This is a genomic window from Chryseobacterium capnotolerans (assembly GCF_021278965.1).
GTDB classification, from domain to species: Bacteria; Bacteroidota; Bacteroidia; order Flavobacteriales; family Weeksellaceae; genus Chryseobacterium; species Chryseobacterium capnotolerans.
Genome location: NZ_CP065589.1, coordinates 2923184 through 2942425, shown reverse-complemented (window position 1 = coordinate 2942425; position 19242 = coordinate 2923184). Strand labels below are relative to the sequence as shown.

Here is a 19242-nt window from a genome sequence, read left to right as displayed (position 1 = left end):
GATGGAATTAGAATACATAGAGCACATCAGTCCTATTCTTAAGGATGGAGTTAAAAATTACTTAATTGATATAGATGGAACCATTACGGATGATGTTCCTAATGAAGAACCAGAAAGAATGGTTACCTGTGAACCATACCCGGATGCTTTGGAAACTATTAATAAATGGTATGATGAAGGGCACCAGATCTGCTTCTTTACCTCAAGAACCGAAAACCTGAAGCAAATTACCATCGATTGGTTAGATAAACACGGGTTTAAATACCACAGTGTACTTTGTGGAAAACCTAGAGGAGGAAATTATCACTGGATTGATAATCATTTGGTAAGAGCTACAAGATACAAGGGAAGATTTACAGACCTGGTAGAAAAGCAAGTAACCATTGAAGTGTTCAAAGAAGACGGAGAATAAATTTAATATAACGAAAGATTTAAAAATTGAATGGAGTATATCCTTTAATTTTTAAATCTTTCAACTTTTAAAACATAGTTGTATTTATGAAAGTTTTAGCTAATGACGGCCTAGACCAATCTGGAATTGATGCATTAACAGAAAAAGGATTCGAGGTGATTACTGCAAAAGTTCCACAGGAATTTTTAGTAGACTATATTAATGAGCACCAAGTTCGTACTTTATTGGTAAGAAGTGCTACGCAGGTGAGAAAAGATATTATCGATGGCTGCCCATCGCTTGAAATCATCGGAAGAGGTGGTGTAGGGATGGATAATATTGATGTAGATTATGCAAGAGAAAAAGGAATTCATGTGATCAATACACCGGCAGCTTCTTCGGAATCGGTTGCAGAACTTGTTTTTGCGCACTTATTTTCAGGAGCCAGATTTCTTCAGGATTCCAACAGAAAAATGCCGTTGGTAGGAGATACAGAGTTTGCTGGTCTTAAAAAAAGCTTACGCAGCTGGCATTGAATTGAGAGGAAAAACCATCGGAATCGTTGGAATGGGAAGAATAGGCCAGGAAGTAGCAAGAATTGCTCTTGGGCTTGGGATGAGAGTGGTTGCTGCAGATAATAATGTAGGAAAAGCAAGCATTAAAGTGAAGTTCTACAACAATCAGTTCATCAACGTAGATATAGAAACAGAACCTTTACAGGAAGTTTTAAAGCACTCTGATTTTATCACCCTTCACGTTCCGGCTCAGAAAGACGGATATATGATCGGTAAGAATGAATTTGAAATCATGAAAAATGGGGTAGCTATTGTCAACTGTTCAAGAGGTGGAGTGATTGATGAAGCAGCTTTGATTGAAGCGTTGGATTCCGGTAAAGTGAGATTTGCGGGGCTTGATGTTTTCATCAATGAGCCAACACCTTCTAAAGAAATCCTGAATCATTCTAAAATCTCTCTGACGCCGCACACAGGGGCTTCTACTTTGGAGGCTCAAGACAGAATCGGGCTTTCTCTGGCAGATCAGATTTCAAGCATTTTACAGATCCAGTAATTGATCAATAAGATAAAAGTAAAAGCACCTTCATGCAGAAGGTGCTTTTATATTTTAAACTGTTAAACGAACAGATTATATATTGTTTTTGCTTTTCAGTAAATCTCTGATCTCAGCCAATAGCTTTTGATCATCCGTAGGTCCCGCAGGAGCAGGTGCCTCTTTTTTGTTAACCTTATTAGCCCCTTTAATGATAAAGAAAAGAACCATAGCAATACACAGGAAGCTGATCACGGCAGACAGGAAGTTTCCATAAGCAACACCATTCCATGTAAGTTTAGCAATATTTTCTGCTCCTGCTGCTTTAAGTGCAGGGTTTAAGATCAAAGGGGTGATAACATCTTCCACTAAAGATGAAACAATTTTACCAAATGCTGCACCAATGATGACACCGACAGCAAGATCGAGAACATTTCCTTTAAAGGCAAACTCTTTAAATTCCTTAACAAATCCCATAATTTATATTTTTTTAATTAGTATATACACAAAAATATAATTAAAAAATGTAAAAAACACTACTTTTTGTAGTTTTTTATTCCCAAAAAAGTGGACTTTTATCCTAAATTCCTATTATCTTTTTAATAGAAATTGTAACTTTATCCTTATATTTTATATCATTAATGATCTCCCCGTATTTTTGTTATCTGGGCTTTATCATAATGAAATATCTTTTATAATTTATTTAAAAGCCAGATGTACGTATGAAAATATTCAACGCTGAACAAATTCGAGGCTGGGATCAATTTACGATTTCCCACGAGCCAATATCTTCTGTTCAATTGATGGAAAGAGCCTCGATAGCTGTAGCTGATTGGATATCTGATCATTGTAAAGTTCATAGAAAGGCTGTGTTGTTTTGCGGAAATGGGAATAATGGCGGTGACGGATTAGCAGTAGCAAGGATGCTTTATCTAAAAGGATTTGATGTGGAGGTATTCATTAAGGATCCTAAAGGGAGGTTTTCAGAAGATGCCGCTGTGAACCTTAAAAGATTAAGCGGGATTTCCGGAATTTCTGTCCGGAATTTTAATCAGGTTGAGCAGTATAGCTTTGATGATAAAACGATTATTATTGATGCACTTTTCGGAACCGGGCTGTCAAGACCTTTGGTTGATGAGGATAAAGAGTTAGTAAATTGGATCAATACAAAAGAAAACATTAAGATTTCAATTGATGCTCCATCCGGGCTTTCTGGCGACGGGCTTTTGGCTAATGACCTTATCGTTTTAAAAGCAAATTATACCCTTAGCTTTCAATGCTGGAAACGAAGTTTTCTCCATCCGGAAACAGGAAAATATACCGGAAAAGTCATCATGCTGGATATTGGACTTAATGAAGAGTATAATAAATCCACTGAAACAGATTATTTTGTAATAGATGACTCCTTTGCGGAAACCCTTTTTACCCCCGGAATGATTTTGCCCACAAAGGAAATTATGGTAAGGTAGTGATTGCAGGTGGGAGTTATGGAAAGATAGGAGCTGCGGTATTGGCTGCAAAATCAGCCTTGAAAACAGGTGCCGGACTTACCTTTACATTGGCTCCTCAATGTGGATATGAAATATTACAAACCTCTTGTCCTGAAGCCATGTTTATAGAAGGAGGAATGAAATTTATTAAGGATTTTGATATTGAGAAGGGTATGACTATAGGAATTGGCCCCGGCTTGGGAACGCATGAAGAAACGAAAAAAGGACTTTCGAATTTCCTTAAAGATAACCAAAGTCCATTAATATTGGATGCTGATGCGTTGAATATAATTTCTGAAGATCAGAAAAAGCTTCAGCTTATTCCTCAAAAATCTATTATAACACCCCATCCCAAAGAATTTGAAAGACTGTTTGGGAAGACGCAAAACTCTTTTGAAAGATTAGAATTAGCGAGAGAAAAAGCTAAAGAACTCCATATTTATATTGTATTAAAAGATCATCATACACAAGTGGTGACTCCTGAAGGAAATGTTTATTATAATCTGACAGGAAATGCCGGACTTGCCAAAGGGGGAAGTGGTGATATCTTGACTGGGATTCTGACCTCACTTCTGGCACAAGGGTATCCTGAAAAAGAGACTTGTATCCTGGGAGTCTGGCTCCATGGGAAAGCGGCTGATTTTGCAGCAGAAAAACATTCAAAAGAGTCTATGCTTCCTACAGATGTAATTAACGAATTGGGAAATGTCTTTATTGAATTAAATAGGAGAGCAGAAGGAATGCTATGAGAGTAAGTAAAACTATCAATTAAGCTTAAACGTAAAAAAGGCAAATCTGTAATGAACAAATTTGCCTTTTTATATTTTTAAAACAAAGAGTTTTTATTACTCTGGTTTTTCGTTTTCTGCCTGCGTAATTTTAAATTTCTTGGAAATAATCATGATGATCACCCCGGCAATCATAAATGGAATTGATAAAACCTGGCCGGTATTTAAACCTCCGATCTGGATAAACTCATCACCTTGAGGTTCTTTAAGGAACTCAACAAAGAATCTGATTGCCCAAAGAATGATGAAGAATAAACCGAATAGCCATCCTTGCTGATATTTTTTATTCGTTTTTCTATAAAGAATCCATAGTAAAATAAACAATGCAACATATCCTGCGGCTTCAAATAACTGGCTTGGATAACGGGGAACCGTAAGCCCGTATTCACTGCTTTGTTGCGGGAAAAGCAAAGCAAACGGAGAGTTAGGATCAGCAGGTTTTCCTACAATTTCGGAATTGAAGAAGTTTCCCATTCTTACAAATGCACCTCCTAAAGCTACCACAATCCCTAATCTGTCGTAGACCCAGAAAGGATTTTTTTGATGATTTTATAGGAATAGTAAAGAGTGGTAAGAATTAAGGCAATTGTTGCTCCATGGCTTGCTAATCCGGAGAATCCTGTAAATTTAATTCCGTTTTTGGTGCTGATGGGTAAAAATACACTCCAGAAATCTTCTTTGAATAATTCAGGCTGATAGAAAATAACGTGTCCTAATCTTGCTCCAAGGATCGTTCCTATCAATGTCCATGTAAAAAGAGGTTCAAGATATTTCTGGTTAACATTGTCAATTTTAAAGATTCTGGTCATCAAAATATACCCGAAACCAAATGCAAACACAAACATTAAGCTATAAAAGTGTAAGGTAAAAAACCAGATATGAATACCTTTTGAAGGATCCCAGATTTTAAAAGAGGTTTTAAGATCTACTTGATCAGTATCAGAGATAGGTTTTGCAGCTTTTATCGCATATTTGAAAGTGGCAATATTGTCCTTGGTAGGCGGAGTATTAATCAGTTTAAAGTTTTTATCAAAGAACTGGTATTGTGATTCCTTAAATCTTGCCAATGTAGAAGAAGCGCCATAGCTGTAATTAGCAGGCTCAAAATTGGCTTCGTTAAGGATGACAAGGACGTTCTCTTTAATTCCTCTGTCCGGAAACGCTGCAAGGTCTCCTAATTCTGTGGTAGAATAGATTTTTACTGGAGTATTGTTTCCATTGATATCTAAAGTTCCGTCAGATAAACCCCCCAGGGTATTCCTGTGCAAAAAGGCATTGTGTAACCAATGCAAATATGACAAGGTAAATTCTGAAAAAAGTAGTACTCATTTTTCTATTGATTTAATAGTTTGTTTTTTATTGATGCTTGTGTTTTGGCGGAACAGGGTCATAGCCGCTTCCTCCCCACGGATGACACCTTAAGATCCTTTTAAATCCCAGCCAGAACCCTTTGAATATGCCATGAACCTGTAATGACTCTATCATGTAATGAGAGCATGTAGGCTCGTAACGGCAATTTTTAGGAAGTAAGGGCGAGATGAACCATTGGTAAAATTTTATCAAAATTACCATAGGAAATGTAATGATTTTATTGAATGTTAGTTTCAAAACAATGCAAAAATAGGGTAAAAAAATGAAAATTAGTTTAATTTTGTTAGAAGTTTCAGAGCATAGAAATCTGAAATATTGATCTTAAAAAAATAAAAGTACTTTGAATCAAAATATTCCATTAGCCGAGAAATTGAGACCCAAAACCCTGGATGAAGTTTTGGGGCAGGAACATCTTACCGGTGAAAAAGGGACGATCAGGAAAATGATCGAAAACAACACCCTGAATTCCCTGATCTTTTGGGGACCTCCGGGAACAGGAAAAACCACGATGGCAGAAATTATTTCTGAAAGTTCAGGAAGGAAATTTTATAAGCTTTCCGCTGTGTCTTCCGGAGTGAAAGATGTTCGTGATGTGATTGAAGATGCTAAAAAGCAGAATTTATTTTCCGGGAAATCTCCCATTTTATTTATTGATGAAATTCATCGTTTCAATAAATCTCAGCAGGACTCACTGCTGCACGCTGTAGAAAAAGGCTGGATTGTTTTGATAGGAGCTACAACAGAAAATCCAAGTTTTGAAGTCGTTTCCGCTTTATTATCCAGAAGTCAGGTGTATATTCTGAAAGCTTTAAGCTATGAGAAACTGGAAGAACTTATTGATATTGCATCTGAAAGATATAATAAAGATGAAGGAACTGATTTTGTCATTCTTGAAAAAGAAGCACTTATCCAGTACTCTGGTGGAGATGCCAGAAAACTCATTAATTCTGTAGAACTGGTTTTGAATCAGTATAAAAATACAGATACCAAGGAAATCATCAATTCGGATGTGTTGGAAGTTCTCCAGGAGACCATGGCCTTGTATGATAAGAATGGAGAGCAGCATTATGATATCATTTCTGCTTTTATCAAGTCGATGCGCGGAAGTGATCCTAACGGAGCTGTATATTGGCTGGCAAGAATGCTTGTTGGAGGTGAAGATATTAAGTTTATTGCAAGAAGAATGCTCATTCTGGCGGCGGAAGATATAGGGCTGGCCAATCCTAATGCATTGGTTATTGCCAATAACTGTTTTCAGGCTATTAATGTGATTGGAAATCCCGAGGCAAGAATTCTTCTAAGTGAAACAGCTGTATATCTCGCGGTTTCTCCTAAGAGTAATTCGGCATATATGGCTATTAACGAAGCAATGGCTTTGGTGAAACAAACGGGGAATTTGCCTGTGCCTCTTCATTTAAGAAATGCACCTACCAAACTCATGAAGGATCTGGATTATGGAAAAGAATATAAATATGCCCATTCCTATGAAGGTAATTTTGTAGACCAGGATTTTCTTCCTCAGGAGATCAAAGAGGTGAAACTGTATGAGCCTGGAAATAACGCTACAGAAAAAAAGATCTACGAAGAACTAAAGAAGAAGTGGGGAAGTAAATATTAAATAAAAAGGACAGCATGAAAATGCTATCCTTTTTTGTATGGTTACAATTACTGTGTTGTGTAAATAAAGAAAGTTGGCTTTCCGTTGTAGTCCTTTTTCTCTGTCTTTGCAATAATTCCGGTAAATATTTTAGTAGATGAATCTGTAAATTCATGGTTGTCAATAAAAACAGGATTATCTGCAGGAATATCATTTTGCTTGTTCAACTGTGCAAATGACATTCTGTCAAGACCATTCTTTTTATTAATTTTGTATACAGTAACTCCGTTGGTGAAAACAGAACTGTATTTTTTCAAACTGGCAGGAAGACTTGCAGCGCTATTATAAACTTTTAGGACCTGCGAGTGAGCTTCTTTTGATTTGAGCAGGTCTTCTGTTCCAATCATATTGTCAGCAACGGCAAGCTTTTTCTGTGCAAATAAGGTTGCAGATGAGAGTATTAAAAAAGAGTAGAGTAATTTTTTCATAATCAGAATATGTAGCTGTTAAAAACGTGATAAATATAGTTATTTTTTATAAAATGTGAATTAAATATTGAAATGTTTTACATTTTATTTAGAAATAAAAACTTTTAATCTAATTATAAATCCTGATTTTCATCCTTTTTTTCTTTATTGTCAACCATATTTTTGATCACATTCTTAAGGCGCTGAAAAGTAAATGAACTTAACAGCAGGATCACTCCAAGAACAATGAAAGCACTGATTCTTGAAATATTGTCCATTTGCCAGACATCATACCCGTACAATTTTAAAACCATTAAGCCGATCAAAGCAAAACCAACTTTGTTGTATTCCTGGATGTTTTTTCTTAATCCTGTATAAATAAATATACTGGCCAGAATGGTCCAAATGATTGGCAGATAAAGAATATTGAAATGATTTTTTACCGTATAAGAATCTGCTGCATCAGGAGATAAAGTTAATACATACAGATGATGAAGCTCAAAGCTTATGGAAACAATGAACGCCAGAGAAATGATCCAATATGATATTTTTGATTGGTGGAATTTTGTGTCAGGAATTATTTTTAAAGATAGATATAGGAATGGGATCCATTGAAGAGTATGTACAATATAGAAACTGCTGTGAAGCTGTTTTGATAAAATGGCAGTAACTACTGATGAGGTAACAGTAGAAATATTAATCATAATAAGGAAAAAGAAAAGGTAGATCAATCCCGTTTGGAGATCGTTGGCAATACTCAATTTTTTTCTGAAAATTAATAAGATGAAGATATAACAAATGCTGTACAATAATGCTACATTGGCTATTGCAGGCCAAGGCAAACTATTGATATGATAAATGATTTCAAGAAGTATAGCAGTGTAGATCACCCCATAACTTGCAGCTGTAATAAGATCTTCAAAAAAAAGGATTGGTTTCTGTTTCTGCTTTTTTACTGGTGCTCTTTAATAAATATAAATTGATCCCAATGGAAACAATCGTTACCAGGCTGGTGAGAAATACAGGATTGAATATAATACTAAGGCTTTTGGCATTGAAATATTCACACCATGTAATAAGCTGAGCGAAAATGACTAATGGAAAAAGAATATGAAAACATGTTTTGAAAATTTTATGCCCTGTTTTTTTCCAAATAAAAAGAAGCAGGGTGGTTTCTATAGCCCAAACACTGGTAATAAGATGGGCTTTAAACTGTAAAGCCGCAGCTATTGTAATCAGGCTGACCGTTATTCCTGCGAAAACAGAGAAAGAAGTCCCGAAATTTCTTTTTCCATATTCCCTGAAAAGGAGAATGGCATTTACGCAAGCGAAAATAAGTGGAAATATAATGACAGGTTCATACTGTAATTCATTGAAGATGTAAGTAAGTCCTATGATGCTTGAGCCATTAATAAAAGCAAGCATTAAAATGTCCGGTACAGAAAGCTCATTTTTTCTGAAGTAATCCTGAAGGGCGAAAATGTAGAAAATAATATAGCTGATAAGATAAAAAGTAATGCTTAAAAGTGCAGGCTGATCCACAGTCCAATAAAAAAGATAAATGCTGGTGAAGATAAGTGCTGTCCAGCCAACACTTTTCCAGTGTTGAAGAAAGGCGGCAACAAGCATCCCGATATTTAAGAGGGTAAGGTAAGTAAAAAGAAATAAATAGTTGCTTTCTCCTGTGCTAATCATCAGAGGAGCTGTGAAACCGCCTATCAATGAAAAGATGATTAGAATTTCACTTTTGTAATTATAAGATAAGGCGATAGAAATAGCAGTAATTACTGAAGTAATGATAAATGCTGTATTTTGGGTAAAAAGATGATATTCTCTGAAAGCAATGGTGATGGTAAAATATAAAACAGCAATTCCTCCTCCGGTAATGATAGATGCGAATGTTTTATAGTTCTTTCTGAGAAAATGTCCTGTAAGTATTATAATTGCTCCGGTAAAAAGGCCAATTCCCGCTCTTGCAGTTTCTCCGATCCAGTTTTTATCAATGGCATATTTTACAAAATAGCCTATTCCTAATACTAAAGTGAAAATACCAATAACAGTAAGGATATTTTGCTTTAAAAATTCAAAAATGGGATTAAGCCAGTCTTTTTGAATGATGGAGGAATGTTCCGGGTTTTCATTTGAAGTTAGAATTTCCCTTTGAGGTTCATAGATGGGTGTTTGAGATGGGGTAATATTTTCTTCAACAGAGGTTGCTTCCTGGGGTGTCTCAGGTTGTACAATCTTTTTATTGATTCTGGAGTTAAGATCTGATACCTCTTTTTCAAGTTTCCTGATCTTAGTATTCAGGTTGTTGAAAATAATGGCAATGATCACAATCAGGATAACCGCAAGATACTCATTCATTATATAGTTTTTATCAAATATAAAGAAATTTAAAATGGGGTTTAAAAATTAACCCATCGCAATATAGGCGATGGGCTAACGATATAGATAACTAACAATATGTCTGTGTTAATTGGATATTTTATAGATATAGAATGAGGTGGTACTAGAACTTAGGACATTTAAATCTAGCCCACCACCTACAACGCCAAATGAAATTTTATCTCCTGCCTGAAAAGAATAGATAGAAGATATATTTGATTCGGATATCGTTATATTGATTAAAGCGGCTAGACTGATACCGGTAAATGTGCGGGTGTCTATAATGGTAGTTACGCCACCTCTTGTTCTTCCTATTCCAATACCGGGAGCGTTGCTTAGTAAAGATGCTACCAACCCTTGCCCATAACGGAGTGAAAATCCTATGGCATATACTCCGGTTGTGGGGATAGTATAGGTTCCATCAGAGTCATTAAATAAAGCTGCACTGCCTATGGTTCTTTCTGTAGTAAGAAAGTTGATAGTTTTAAATGTATTTACTGGGAATCCTATGTCGATCAGAGTAAGGCCAGATGTTTTTTTTGCAGAATAAACACTGGTATTAACATTTGAAGCTGCTATTATTAGTTGAGGATCCATGGCGAATACTTCAGTAGTTCCTGTATCTTGAGCTAAAAGCTTGTATCCTGTCACTGTATTTGCGGGTGGGGTAGTTCGAACTCTCATATTTCCATTAACATCCAGCGTTGCTGTTGGTGTTGACGTATTAATTCCTACTTGGGAAAACAATGGCAAGGTTGCGCATGCCAGTATTAAGCTGTAAAGATTAGTTTTCATGATCAAGATTTTTATTTAGTTAATAGCAAATATACAATAAATATTATACTCTGTATTGTGAAATCTTTATTTTTAATGTTAATATGATGTAATATATTTAAACATATGTTTATATATTGATGTATATTATTACATATTTTAATTACGATTTATTTTTTACATCATTTGTATAAGTCGATGTATACGAGGGTTTTAATAAATAGAATTGTCCCTTTTGTGTGGGTTATTATTTTTGAGTTATAGGTTGTTCCTGATCATTTTTTCAGTGATCAGGCACTCCTTTTTTCTGTGTTTTTCATGAAAAAAGCACAGTTGGAGTAACTGTGCTTTTTAATTCGATCGGTAAATCGGTTTATTTTTAGCTTTCTAAAAGGAATTCTTTATAATTTCCAAGGAAATCAACATCTGCATTGATGGATTCGAGTTCTTTTAAAGCATTTCCGTGAAGTACATCTTCCCAAGGACCTTCTACATTAATAAAGAAGAAATAATTGCCCAATCCGGTCTTTAATGTTCTGGATTCAATTTTGCTGAGGTTCATCTTTCTCCATGCAAAAACAGACAAAACCTGGTGCAGTCCTCCCGGGTGATCTTCAGGAAGGGTTATCAGCATTCCGGATTTTTCTCCCAGGGTTTCAAGCTGGCTGTTATCATATCGGTTTTGCAGCTTTGATATAACAATAAAACGGGTATGGTTTTGTTCAAAATCCTGGATATTACGATTGATGATTTTCAAACCATATAAATTAGCAGCAAACTGATTGGCAACCGCAGCAATTTTAGAATCTTTGTTTTCAGAAACAAATTTAGCAGCAGCAGCAGTAGAAGAAAAATCCTGCTTGGGAACTTCTTTGTAATGAGTATCTAAAAAATGGAAACTCTGAGCCAGTGCTTGCGGGTGTGAGTAAATCCTTTCTATTTCCTCAATAGAATTGTCAGGATGAATCATAAGATGGTGGGCGATAGGCATTACTGCTTCTGCTTCAATTTTAATAGACGGTGTCTTATACAAATAATCCAGCGTCATTGATACGGTCCCTTCTATGGAATTTTCCAAAGGAACAACGGCTTTAAGCGCCTCTCCGTTCTCTACTGCTCCAAAACAGTCTAGGATGCTGGCTTGTGGTAAAAGCTCATCATCAGGAAAAAGCTGTGCGGCAGCAAGCTGGGTAAAGCTGGCATGAGGCCCCAAAAATGCAATCTTCATAAAGTAAATATATAAGGTATTGTTACTGTCAAAACACAAAGGTGCGAATTATAGTCCAAAGTTCAAGAGGAAGTTCAGGTTTAATGTTCAATGTTTGAAGTTTCCGTCTCTGATCTTAATCATTATAAGTTGCTATCTGACGGTTCTTTCCAGTTCGCTTCGATCATGTTCATCAGAAAGTCTGGACATTTGATAATCTTATTGGTTTTGGCATCTAAGAAGAAAAGGGTAGTGGAGGCCTCGGTGATTTTAATATGCTCTTCATTGTAAATTTCATACTCAAATTCAATTCTTACACCGGGAATTTTTTTTACATAAGTATGAATTTCTAGTTTTTGATCATACAAAGCTGGGCGGATATACTTAATTTTGTAGTCCGAAACGGGCAGCCAAATTCCTTGGTTTTCAATTTCATCGTATGAAATTCCTATGTTTCTGAAGAGCTCAACCCGGCCCACTTCAAAGTACTGAGCGTAGTTACCGTAATATACATATTTCATTGGGTCAGTTTCAGCGTAACGTACTCGTATTGAGTGTGTTGTGTGTATCATTTTAGGTCTTAAATTATACATACAAATATATTTTTAAATAATCAATACCTGCAATATTTTTTTTTAAAAAGAAAAAATTGGACCTTTGTCTCCCTTCTAAAAACAGTACAAACAAAAGAATAATCAGGGCATAAAAATGGATGACAATTTAATGATGATATGGCAGAAGTGCCTTCAGTTTATGCGCGATAACTTGAACGCAGCTGAAGATAATTCTGACCTGAAAAAACTTGAAAAATCTTTCGATATGTTATTTGATAAGGTACAGCCACTTTCATTAGTGTCTAATAACCTTACATTGATCGTACCGAGCGATTTTTACAAGGAATATATAGAGGATAACTACTTGTCCTTACTTTCTGCTGCCCTGAAGAAAAATGTAGGAAAAGGAGTTAAATTATGGTACTCTGTAATGGAGAACAGACCAAAAGGTGAAGAAAAACCGGTTACCATGAATATGAAGGGACAAAGTGTTCCTACTCCAAAAACACAGGAAACAATGCCACAAGGATTCTCAGCTAATATTGTAAACCCTTTTGTGGTCCCTGGAATTAGAAAAGTAAATATTGATTCTAATCTGAAACCAGATTATTCTTTTGATAGCTATGTAGAAGGAGAAAGCAATAAATTTGCTGCTACTGTAGCAAGATCTATTGCAAAGAGACCAGGAGCTACGGCATTCAACCCATTATTCTTATATGGAGGTTATGGAGTTGGGAAAACACACTTAGGCCAGGCAGTTGGTCTTGAAGTAAAGAATCAGTTTCCGGACAAAGTAGTTCTTTACTTATCTTCAGAAAAATTCATCCAGCAGTTTATTTCTGCTGCGAAAGCACATAAGCAGACAGAGTTTGCGAACTTCTATCAAATGGTAGATGTACTGATTATTGATGATATTCAGTTCTTATCAGGAAAATCGGCCACTCAGGACAGTTTTTTCCATATTTTTGATCACCTGCATCAAAACGGAAAGCAAATCATCCTTACTTCAGATAAAGCCCCTGCGGATATTATGGATATTCAGGATAGAATTGTTTCCCGTTTCAAATGGGGACTTTCTGCGGAAATCAAATCTCCGGATTTATCTACAAGAAGACAGATCATTGAAGATAAACTAAGCAGAGATGGAATTGTACTTCCAGGAGATATGCTTGACTTCCTTGCTGTTGAAACGAAAACCAACGTAAGAGAATTAATTGGGGTTATCAACTCGGTAATTGCATATTCTACAGTATATAAGAGAGATCTAAGTCTTGAATTATTAAAAGAAACCATCAACAGAATTGCAGCCAACCAAAAGAAGGTGATCAATATTCCTTACATCCAGGAAGTGGTATGCGATTACTTTGGAATCAAAAAAGAGCAGCTTCTGTCTAAAACAAGAAAAAGAGAAATCGCTTTACCAAGACAATTGGCGATGTATTTCTCAAAAGAGTTTACCAATTCTACATTCACTAAAATTGGTGAAGAAATGGGTGGAAAAGACCACTCTACGGTAATGTATGCTTGTGATACCATCAAAGATGTATCAAAAATTGATAAAGAAATCAAGAAATACGTTAAAGACCTTACCGAAAGAATCAAGCAGTAAGATCATCTTAAGCTAAAATATTTAAAAATGAAGAATAGTAATATTCTTCATTTTTTATTTAGATTTGTTGAAGCAATATATTGATTGCAGTTTAATTTATTAAATTTCAGATTATGAAAATCCTGATGGTTTGCCTCGGAAATATATGCCGAAGCCCTTTAGCAGAAGGAATTATGAAAACAAAAGTGCCGGAAAACTTTATGGTAGATTCTGCTGGAACTATTTCTATGCATGAAGGAGAACATCCGGATAAAAGAGCCATTAAAACTGCAGCCCATCACAATATTGATATTTCCAGACAGAGATCAAGACCTATCACAAGAAGTGATTATGAAACTTTTGATAAGATCTATTGTATGGATACCAGTGTCTATAAAGATGTTATGGCTAAAGCTCTCAATGAAGAAGAAAGAAAAAAAATATCATTATTCCTGGATGTATTGGAAAACCGCAAAAATGCTGAGGTTCCGGATCCTTATTGGGGAGATATGAAAGATTTTGAAAATGTTTTCCAGCTTTTGGATAAAGGATGTGATGCTATCAGAAACCAAATCCTAATAACATAACCATGAAAAAACTGTTATTATTACTTGTACTTAGCTTTAATTTCTCTTTTGCTCAAACCAAGGATGAAACAGAAATTCGTAAAGTAATGAATGACTTTATGGAAAGTATTAAAACAAGAAACGAATCCCAATATCTGTCCTTATTTCAGGAACCAGTACTCTGGACGGGAATTTATAAAGACAGAACACAGGCGAAACGTCTGGAGAAAAATCCCAAGGCAGAATATTATTTTGCTGATGATTATAAAGCTTTCATCAAAGGCTTTAAAGACGATAAGTCTGAAGAAAAATTTGACAATATTAAAATCGTTGAAGATGGAGCCATAGCTTCTGCCAATTTCGATTACAGTTTTTGGTATGACGGTAAAATGGAAAACTGGGGCAAAGAAATCTGGACATTGATGAAGATTAACGGAATCTGGAAAATAACCTCTGTAACCTTCTCCATGGACCTTGCAAAATACTTCCCACAACCATCATTAAACGAAAGAACTAAAAAATAAAACAATGCTTTTTTTACTCCCTGCTTATTTATCAGAAAATACTTCTATTACTCATTTTGCTCCTGTTATAAAAGAATATATCATGCAAACGGACTATTTCTTCGTAGAAAATGAAAAAACGGCCAGAAAGGTCGTTAAATTTTTTGCTCCTGAAAAGAAGCAAGCAGACCTAAAGCTCTTTTTGCTAGATAAGTATACGGAAAACGCAGATATTAAGGAAGCTCAACAGCTGATGCTGAAAGGGCAGGACTTCGGATTGCTTTCAGAAGCAGGATTGCCGTGTATTGCAGATCCTGGAAATCTGATGGTGAAATGGTGCCATGAGAAAAACATTCGTGTAGTTCCTATTTCAGGACCTTCATCTATTATTTTAGCTTTAATATCAAGTGGATTTAACGGCCAGGAATTTACTTTTAACGGGTATCTTCCGATTGATAAAGGTGAGAAAAAGAAACAGATTCAGCATCTGGAGAGTTTGGTACAGAAAACAGGATATTCCCAGATCTTTATGGAAACTCCATACAGAAATAATCAGCTTATTGAAGATCTTACAAAATTTTTATCACCCAATACCAAGCTTTGTATTGCGGCCAATATCAATGATCCTGAACATGAATTTATCAGTACAAAAACGATAAAAGACTGGCAGAAACAAAAACCGGAACTCCATAAAGTTCCTGCTGTATTCGTACTGGGAAAATAAAAAAGAATGAAAAACAATCCGTTTATTACCGTTTTCCTACTGGTCTGTATTGAGGTGTTGCTTATTAAATACCTTGATTATATAGATGTTGGGATTAAAATGGGGGAGAGTCTGCCTTTAGCCTTAGCTTGTTTTTTTATTCCTGCAGTTTCTCTTTTGCTTCATCGGTTTACTGGAGAATCAGAATATAAAAAAGCATTTAAATATTTTACTTTTTTTATGGTGGCTATTTCCATTTTTGCATTTATAGCATTGAGTTATCTGGCAGCCTTAGGAAGAGCTTATCAACATTAAAACTATGCAGAAAACGGTTATAGATTATATGAATTTTTTTCTGGCAGGCATTTTTATTGTGCTGGTGATACTGTATGGAATTACTTTAGTGAATAGAAAAGAATTCGATAAAATAAGCTGGTCTGCAAAGATCATAAGTGTGGAGCCAGGTTCAGCAAACGAGAAATCAGGAATGTTGAAAATTCTTGATGCTGTTTTTATAAATACTTTTAATAAGTCTGAAAACAGTTTAGATTACAATTCTCCTAAATTAATTGTATCAGGAAAAGGTTCTGATTCCGCTTATTTCTTGTCGCAGAATAATTTGCTGCCGGATTCTTTATCCATGAAATACTTTTCTGTTGAAGAGAAAAAGTTTTACCGGCTGAATGCAAAACTTCCTTTAGAAAAAATGCAGACTTCTTTAGGAAATAAAATGATGGGAGCAGATTTAAGAGTGGAAATTCAGCCAAAAGGCAAGATTTCATTGAAGATTGAACCGTCAGAAACTAAGAATATAGGACAAGTTTTAATAGAGCGTTTTCAGGCAGAAGAAATTCCAGGCACATTGAAAATGCTGATCTACAGAACGTATTCCGGGCAAGAGTATAATAATTTTCCTTCTCTGAAAAGTATTTCAGGTTATTCGGATCTTCTTACTCAAAAATATCCGTGGATGGTTAAAATTGGAACTGAAGATTCAGAGAAGGTTTCTGAAATTTCAGCCTATTCTTTTGATGGCAAATCAATGAAAGTTGACGATGAAACTTTTGAGGATATGAAACTAAGAAGTATCCCGGATAGGATATTAATAGACTGGGGAAATACACAGAGGTACGGAAGCAGTTATTCTTTTGACAGCCAGGAAATTTTAGATGCTTTTAAAGCCCTGAATCAGATAAAAGGTAGTGAACCTATAGTTATTACTTTTAAATTGTTTAAAAATGTTTTTCCGAAAGCTGAAATATCCAAGGCTGGAAAAACAATTCCATTAAAAGATGTTTATCCGGATCTTCCGACAAAATATGCCCAATAAAATAAAAGCCGAATCTCAATAGGGATTCGGCTTTCTTACGTATGTTTATATTGAAAAAATTACGGTTTTCTCTTTTTCCATTTTTTCCATAGAAAAATAACCAGAGGAACTATCAAAAAGAAAGGCCAGAAGGAAATAATTCCTAATATAAAGGCTACAAAACTGTTCCAGCCTTCTGTCAGGGAATCTATAAATCGGCTTCCGAATCCAATTTTAGACGTTGCAGAACTTCTTACTTTTTCTTTATATAAAGTTAACTCTAAAGTGCTGTAATTCACTCGGTCATCAATAAAGCGCAGTCTTCCCTCAGCAATGTCAATCTCATCTTCCAAGGCGCGGATCTTTTCCTGAATTTCCAGCATATCTTTAGTGGTTGCCGCACCTTTAAGCATTTCTCTGTATTTTTCGAGATATATTTTTTTGTTAGCCAGCTTGATCGATACATCAGTATACTCTTCGGTAACATCATCTGATGAGATGTTTTTTGATAAAACTGAGCCTATACCATCTGAAAATGAATTAATAAGACCATCAAAATTTTGATGGGGAACTCTGACCGTCAGATTCAGATTATCATTGATATCTGTATTTTGGAATTCTTCTTTTTGAATATAAGCGTTATTTTTTTTCAGGATTTCATTCACCCTGTTTTGAGTTTGTTTAATATCTCCCACCTGGATTTTCATTTCTCCGTTTTTAATAATTTTTCTGGAAATGGTATCTATTTGTTTTAAACCAGGAGTGGATGTTGCGCCAGAAGAGGTCTTTTCAGAAATGGATGAAGGAGGAGGTGGAGCTTTATCTTCTATTATCATTTCTGCAAGGTCAGCATTAACTGAATGATCACCACCACCAGACTTGCTGCAATTGATAAAGGCAAGAAAAAGAAAAAGTAACAGTATCGTTCTCATGAAAATTAATTTTTCATGAATACTATCAAAAACCATGCTTAGAAAGGCAGGTGCTTTGAAATTGTTTAAAAGAACAAATGAAAGATGTTAATATCTGATTCCTGTTTTTTTGAGAATAAAACCTAGCAGCCAAATGGGTCCAATCAGCAAAAACTGGATATCCTTAAGGAAAGAAGGTTTCTTTCCTTCAATCTTATGCCCGATAAACTGGAAGATCCATGTAATGACAAAAATACCAAGATAAAGTATCCAGGATTGTTTGCCAAGGCTGATATTGGTAAGATAGATAAGATGCTCTGCCAAAAGCATAATTAAAATCATAGTGATTCCAATTAATAAGGACAATCTTAAGTAATATAAACTTATCAGGGCTACAGCAACCAAACTTACAATACTGATACATCCAAAATAGGAAATACAGAAATGCGGTGAAGGAATAAGGGAAATGAACCCGAGGATGGAACAAAAGATTAAAGGCACACAAAACCAATGAATGAACTTGTTAGTTGCATTTCTATGGCTCTTACTATATTCTGCAAATAATAAATCAACCTTTCTCATACTGACAGGAATTGGATTAATGCTAAAATAATAAAATTTTGCAATCAGTGATAAGTTTGCTTACATTTGTCTTATGTCTGCCTTAGAAAAGTTCGGAGTTGAAATTTTTACCCAAAAAAATATTTTCGAGAGAATCGCTGTTGATAAGCCTTTCCGTCCCGATAATCCGTCTTTTATTTTCATTAAATCAGGAACCATAAAACTTCGCCAGCATTTCAGCGATCTGGAAGTTTCTGCCAATATGTTTATGGTGACAGATCCACAAACGATTTATGAAGTGATATCAGTTACTGATGATTTCCAGTCCAGAATGGTTTCCTATAAAAGAGAATTCATTTCTGCTTTGTCTTTAAAATTCAATAGGCTGATTACGTACCGATACTTCAGGCAGCAGATGAATAAAGGAGTGCCTTTTCCGGAAGATGAAATGGAAGTGGTATGGAAAAGTGTTAATTTTCTGAAATACATCCTTGATTCTGAAACAGAGATGCTGTACAAAAAAGAAATGGTAGAACATCTTTTTTCTGTTTTCTGTTATCAGATGGCGGGTATTATTTCGAAAGAAGATAACAATTCAATGAACCAGATGTCCAGACAGGAAGAGATTGTTTTTGTTTTCCTCACAGATCTTTCAGAATATCATCTTACAGAAAGAACTGTAGAATTCTATGCCGAGCGGCAATCCATTACAACCAGACATTTGTCATCGGTGGTAAAAGAGGTTACAGGGAAGACGGCAAGTCATATCATCGCTTTGGTTGTAATCAATGAAGCAAAAGTGCTTTTAAACTCTTCCAGTAAACCGGTTTCTGAGATTTCATCAATTCTTGGTTTTAGCGATCAGTATGCATTTTCTCACTTTTTTAAGAAGCATCTGGAAGTAAGTCCAAGACAATACAGACATCAGTTCGAAAACTAAAATCTTACATTTGAACATCTTTTTCCAAAAATCAAACATTTGATTGATTTTGTTGTTGCCCTAACTTTGCATCTGTAAAACAAGGTA

Annotated in this window: 21 protein-coding genes and 2 pseudogenes; 12 read left to right on the top strand and 11 right to left on the bottom strand. The window is 35.3% G+C overall.

The annotated features are described in order from the left end of the window. Window position 1 precedes the first annotated feature (1 nt). Window positions 2-412 (top strand): LNS2 domain-containing protein, encoded by a 411-nt coding sequence (locus tag H5J24_RS14065; RefSeq protein ID WP_068942588.1) that lies wholly within the window; start codon window positions 2-4, stop codon window positions 410-412. A gap of 86 nt (window positions 413-498) precedes the next feature. After that, window positions 499-1459 (top strand): annotated as a pseudogene (locus H5J24_RS14060) (D-2-hydroxyacid dehydrogenase). Between the two features lie 75 nt (window positions 1460-1534). Here H5J24_RS14060 and mscL read toward each other — a convergent pair. Beyond that, window positions 1535-1915 carry a large conductance mechanosensitive channel protein MscL gene (gene mscL / locus H5J24_RS14055; protein WP_068942591.1) on the bottom strand — a complete coding sequence of 127 codons (381 nt, stop codon included), beginning with the start codon at window positions 1913-1915 and terminating at the stop codon, window positions 1535-1537. A 245-nt stretch (window positions 1916-2160) separates the two neighbouring features. On the opposite strand from mscL, the gene H5J24_RS14050 reads away from it, so the two are divergent. Then, window positions 2161-2907, top strand: a complete 747-nt coding sequence (locus tag H5J24_RS14050) for an NAD(P)H-hydrate epimerase (RefSeq protein WP_232815602.1) — start codon at window positions 2161-2163, stop codon at window positions 2905-2907. After that, window positions 2907-3677 (top strand): NAD(P)H-hydrate dehydratase, encoded by a 771-nt coding sequence (locus H5J24_RS14045; RefSeq protein WP_232815601.1) that lies wholly within the window; start codon window positions 2907-2909, stop codon window positions 3675-3677. Before H5J24_RS14050 ends, H5J24_RS14045 begins: the two co-directional genes overlap by 1 nt. A 96-nt stretch (window positions 3678-3773) precedes the next feature. Here the strand turns inward: H5J24_RS14045 and lgt are convergent. Next, window positions 3774-4561: pseudogene (lgt, locus tag H5J24_RS14040) on the bottom strand (prolipoprotein diacylglyceryl transferase). Between the two features lie 511 nt (window positions 4562-5072). Beyond that, window positions 5073-5288 (bottom strand): membrane protein insertion efficiency factor YidD, encoded by a 216-nt coding sequence (gene yidD / locus H5J24_RS14035; RefSeq protein ID WP_045502213.1) that lies wholly within the window; start codon window positions 5286-5288, stop codon window positions 5073-5075. A 139-nt stretch (window positions 5289-5427) separates the two neighbouring features. Between yidD and H5J24_RS14030 the strand changes: the two genes are divergently transcribed. Then, the gene (locus H5J24_RS14030) at window positions 5428-6705 is read left to right on the top strand and encodes a replication-associated recombination protein A (protein WP_068942595.1); all 1278 of its coding nucleotides are present in this window, start codon (window positions 5428-5430) and stop codon (window positions 6703-6705) included. A gap of 47 nt (window positions 6706-6752) precedes the next feature. On the opposite strand, the gene H5J24_RS14025 is transcribed toward H5J24_RS14030, so the two are convergent. From H5J24_RS14025 to H5J24_RS14005, 6 genes are all read right to left on the bottom strand, one after another. Then, window positions 6753-7172: a hypothetical protein gene (locus H5J24_RS14025; RefSeq protein ID WP_068942597.1), complete on the bottom strand. Its 420-nt coding sequence runs from the start codon at window positions 7170-7172 to the stop codon at window positions 6753-6755. A 113-nt stretch (window positions 7173-7285) separates the two neighbouring features. After that, window positions 7286-8041 carry a DUF2339 domain-containing protein gene (locus tag H5J24_RS25650; RefSeq protein WP_283250719.1) on the bottom strand — a complete coding sequence of 252 codons (756 nt, stop codon included), beginning with the start codon at window positions 8039-8041 and terminating at the stop codon, window positions 7286-7288. A gap of 28 nt (window positions 8042-8069) precedes the next feature. After that, on the bottom strand, window positions 8070-9518 hold the full coding sequence (locus tag H5J24_RS25645; RefSeq protein WP_283250717.1) for a DUF2339 domain-containing protein: 1449 nt from the start codon (window positions 9516-9518) through the stop codon (window positions 8070-8072). A 108-nt stretch (window positions 9519-9626) separates the two neighbouring features. After that, window positions 9627-10334, bottom strand: coding sequence for a hypothetical protein (locus tag H5J24_RS14015; protein ID WP_068942602.1), 708 nt, complete (start codon window positions 10332-10334; stop codon window positions 9627-9629). A gap of 358 nt (window positions 10335-10692) precedes the next feature. Further along, window positions 10693-11541, bottom strand: coding sequence for a prephenate dehydratase (pheA, locus tag H5J24_RS14010; RefSeq protein WP_068942604.1), 849 nt, complete (start codon window positions 11539-11541; stop codon window positions 10693-10695). Between the two features lie 122 nt (window positions 11542-11663). Next, the gene (locus tag H5J24_RS14005) at window positions 11664-12092 is read right to left on the bottom strand and encodes an acyl-CoA thioesterase (RefSeq protein WP_068942606.1); all 429 of its coding nucleotides are present in this window, start codon (window positions 12090-12092) and stop codon (window positions 11664-11666) included. 136 nt (window positions 12093-12228) lie between these two features. Between H5J24_RS14005 and dnaA the strand changes: the two genes are divergently transcribed. The 6 genes from dnaA (at window position 12229) to H5J24_RS13975 (ending at window position 16764) form a co-directional block, all read left to right on the top strand. After that, window positions 12229-13683 (top strand): chromosomal replication initiator protein DnaA, encoded by a 1455-nt coding sequence (gene dnaA / locus H5J24_RS14000; RefSeq protein ID WP_045495212.1) that lies wholly within the window; start codon window positions 12229-12231, stop codon window positions 13681-13683. Between the two features lie 113 nt (window positions 13684-13796). Continuing rightward, window positions 13797-14249, top strand: a complete 453-nt coding sequence (locus tag H5J24_RS13995; RefSeq protein ID WP_068942607.1) for a low molecular weight protein-tyrosine-phosphatase — start codon at window positions 13797-13799, stop codon at window positions 14247-14249. 2 nt (window positions 14250-14251) lie between these two features. Continuing rightward, window positions 14252-14752, top strand: coding sequence for a nuclear transport factor 2 family protein (locus H5J24_RS13990; protein ID WP_068942609.1), 501 nt, complete (start codon window positions 14252-14254; stop codon window positions 14750-14752). A 4-nt stretch (window positions 14753-14756) separates the two neighbouring features. After that, on the top strand, window positions 14757-15455 hold the full coding sequence (locus H5J24_RS13985; RefSeq protein WP_068942611.1) for an SAM-dependent methyltransferase: 699 nt from the start codon (window positions 14757-14759) through the stop codon (window positions 15453-15455). 6 nt (window positions 15456-15461) lie between these two features. Beyond that, complete coding sequence (locus H5J24_RS13980; RefSeq protein ID WP_068942613.1) at window positions 15462-15749, top strand: hypothetical protein; 288 nt, start codon at window positions 15462-15464, stop codon at window positions 15747-15749. Window positions 15750-15753: 4 nt separating this feature from the next. After that, window positions 15754-16764 (top strand): hypothetical protein, encoded by a 1011-nt coding sequence (locus H5J24_RS13975; protein WP_068942615.1) that lies wholly within the window; start codon window positions 15754-15756, stop codon window positions 16762-16764. Window positions 16765-16823: 59 nt separating this feature from the next. On the opposite strand, the gene H5J24_RS13970 is transcribed toward H5J24_RS13975, so the two are convergent. Both H5J24_RS13970 and H5J24_RS13965 read right to left on the bottom strand, forming a co-directional pair. Then, a complete protein-coding gene (locus H5J24_RS13970) occupies window positions 16824-17675 on the bottom strand; it encodes a DUF4349 domain-containing protein (RefSeq protein WP_068945032.1) in 852 nt (283 codons plus the stop codon). Window positions 17676-17762: 87 nt separating this feature from the next. Next, window positions 17763-18236, bottom strand: coding sequence for an Mpo1 family 2-hydroxy fatty acid dioxygenase (locus H5J24_RS13965; RefSeq protein ID WP_068942624.1), 474 nt, complete (start codon window positions 18234-18236; stop codon window positions 17763-17765). A gap of 73 nt (window positions 18237-18309) precedes the next feature. Between H5J24_RS13965 and H5J24_RS13960 the strand changes: the two genes are divergently transcribed. After that, the gene (locus H5J24_RS13960) at window positions 18310-19155 is read left to right on the top strand and encodes a helix-turn-helix domain-containing protein (RefSeq protein WP_068942626.1); all 846 of its coding nucleotides are present in this window, start codon (window positions 18310-18312) and stop codon (window positions 19153-19155) included. Window positions 19156-19242: the final 87 nt, after the last annotated feature.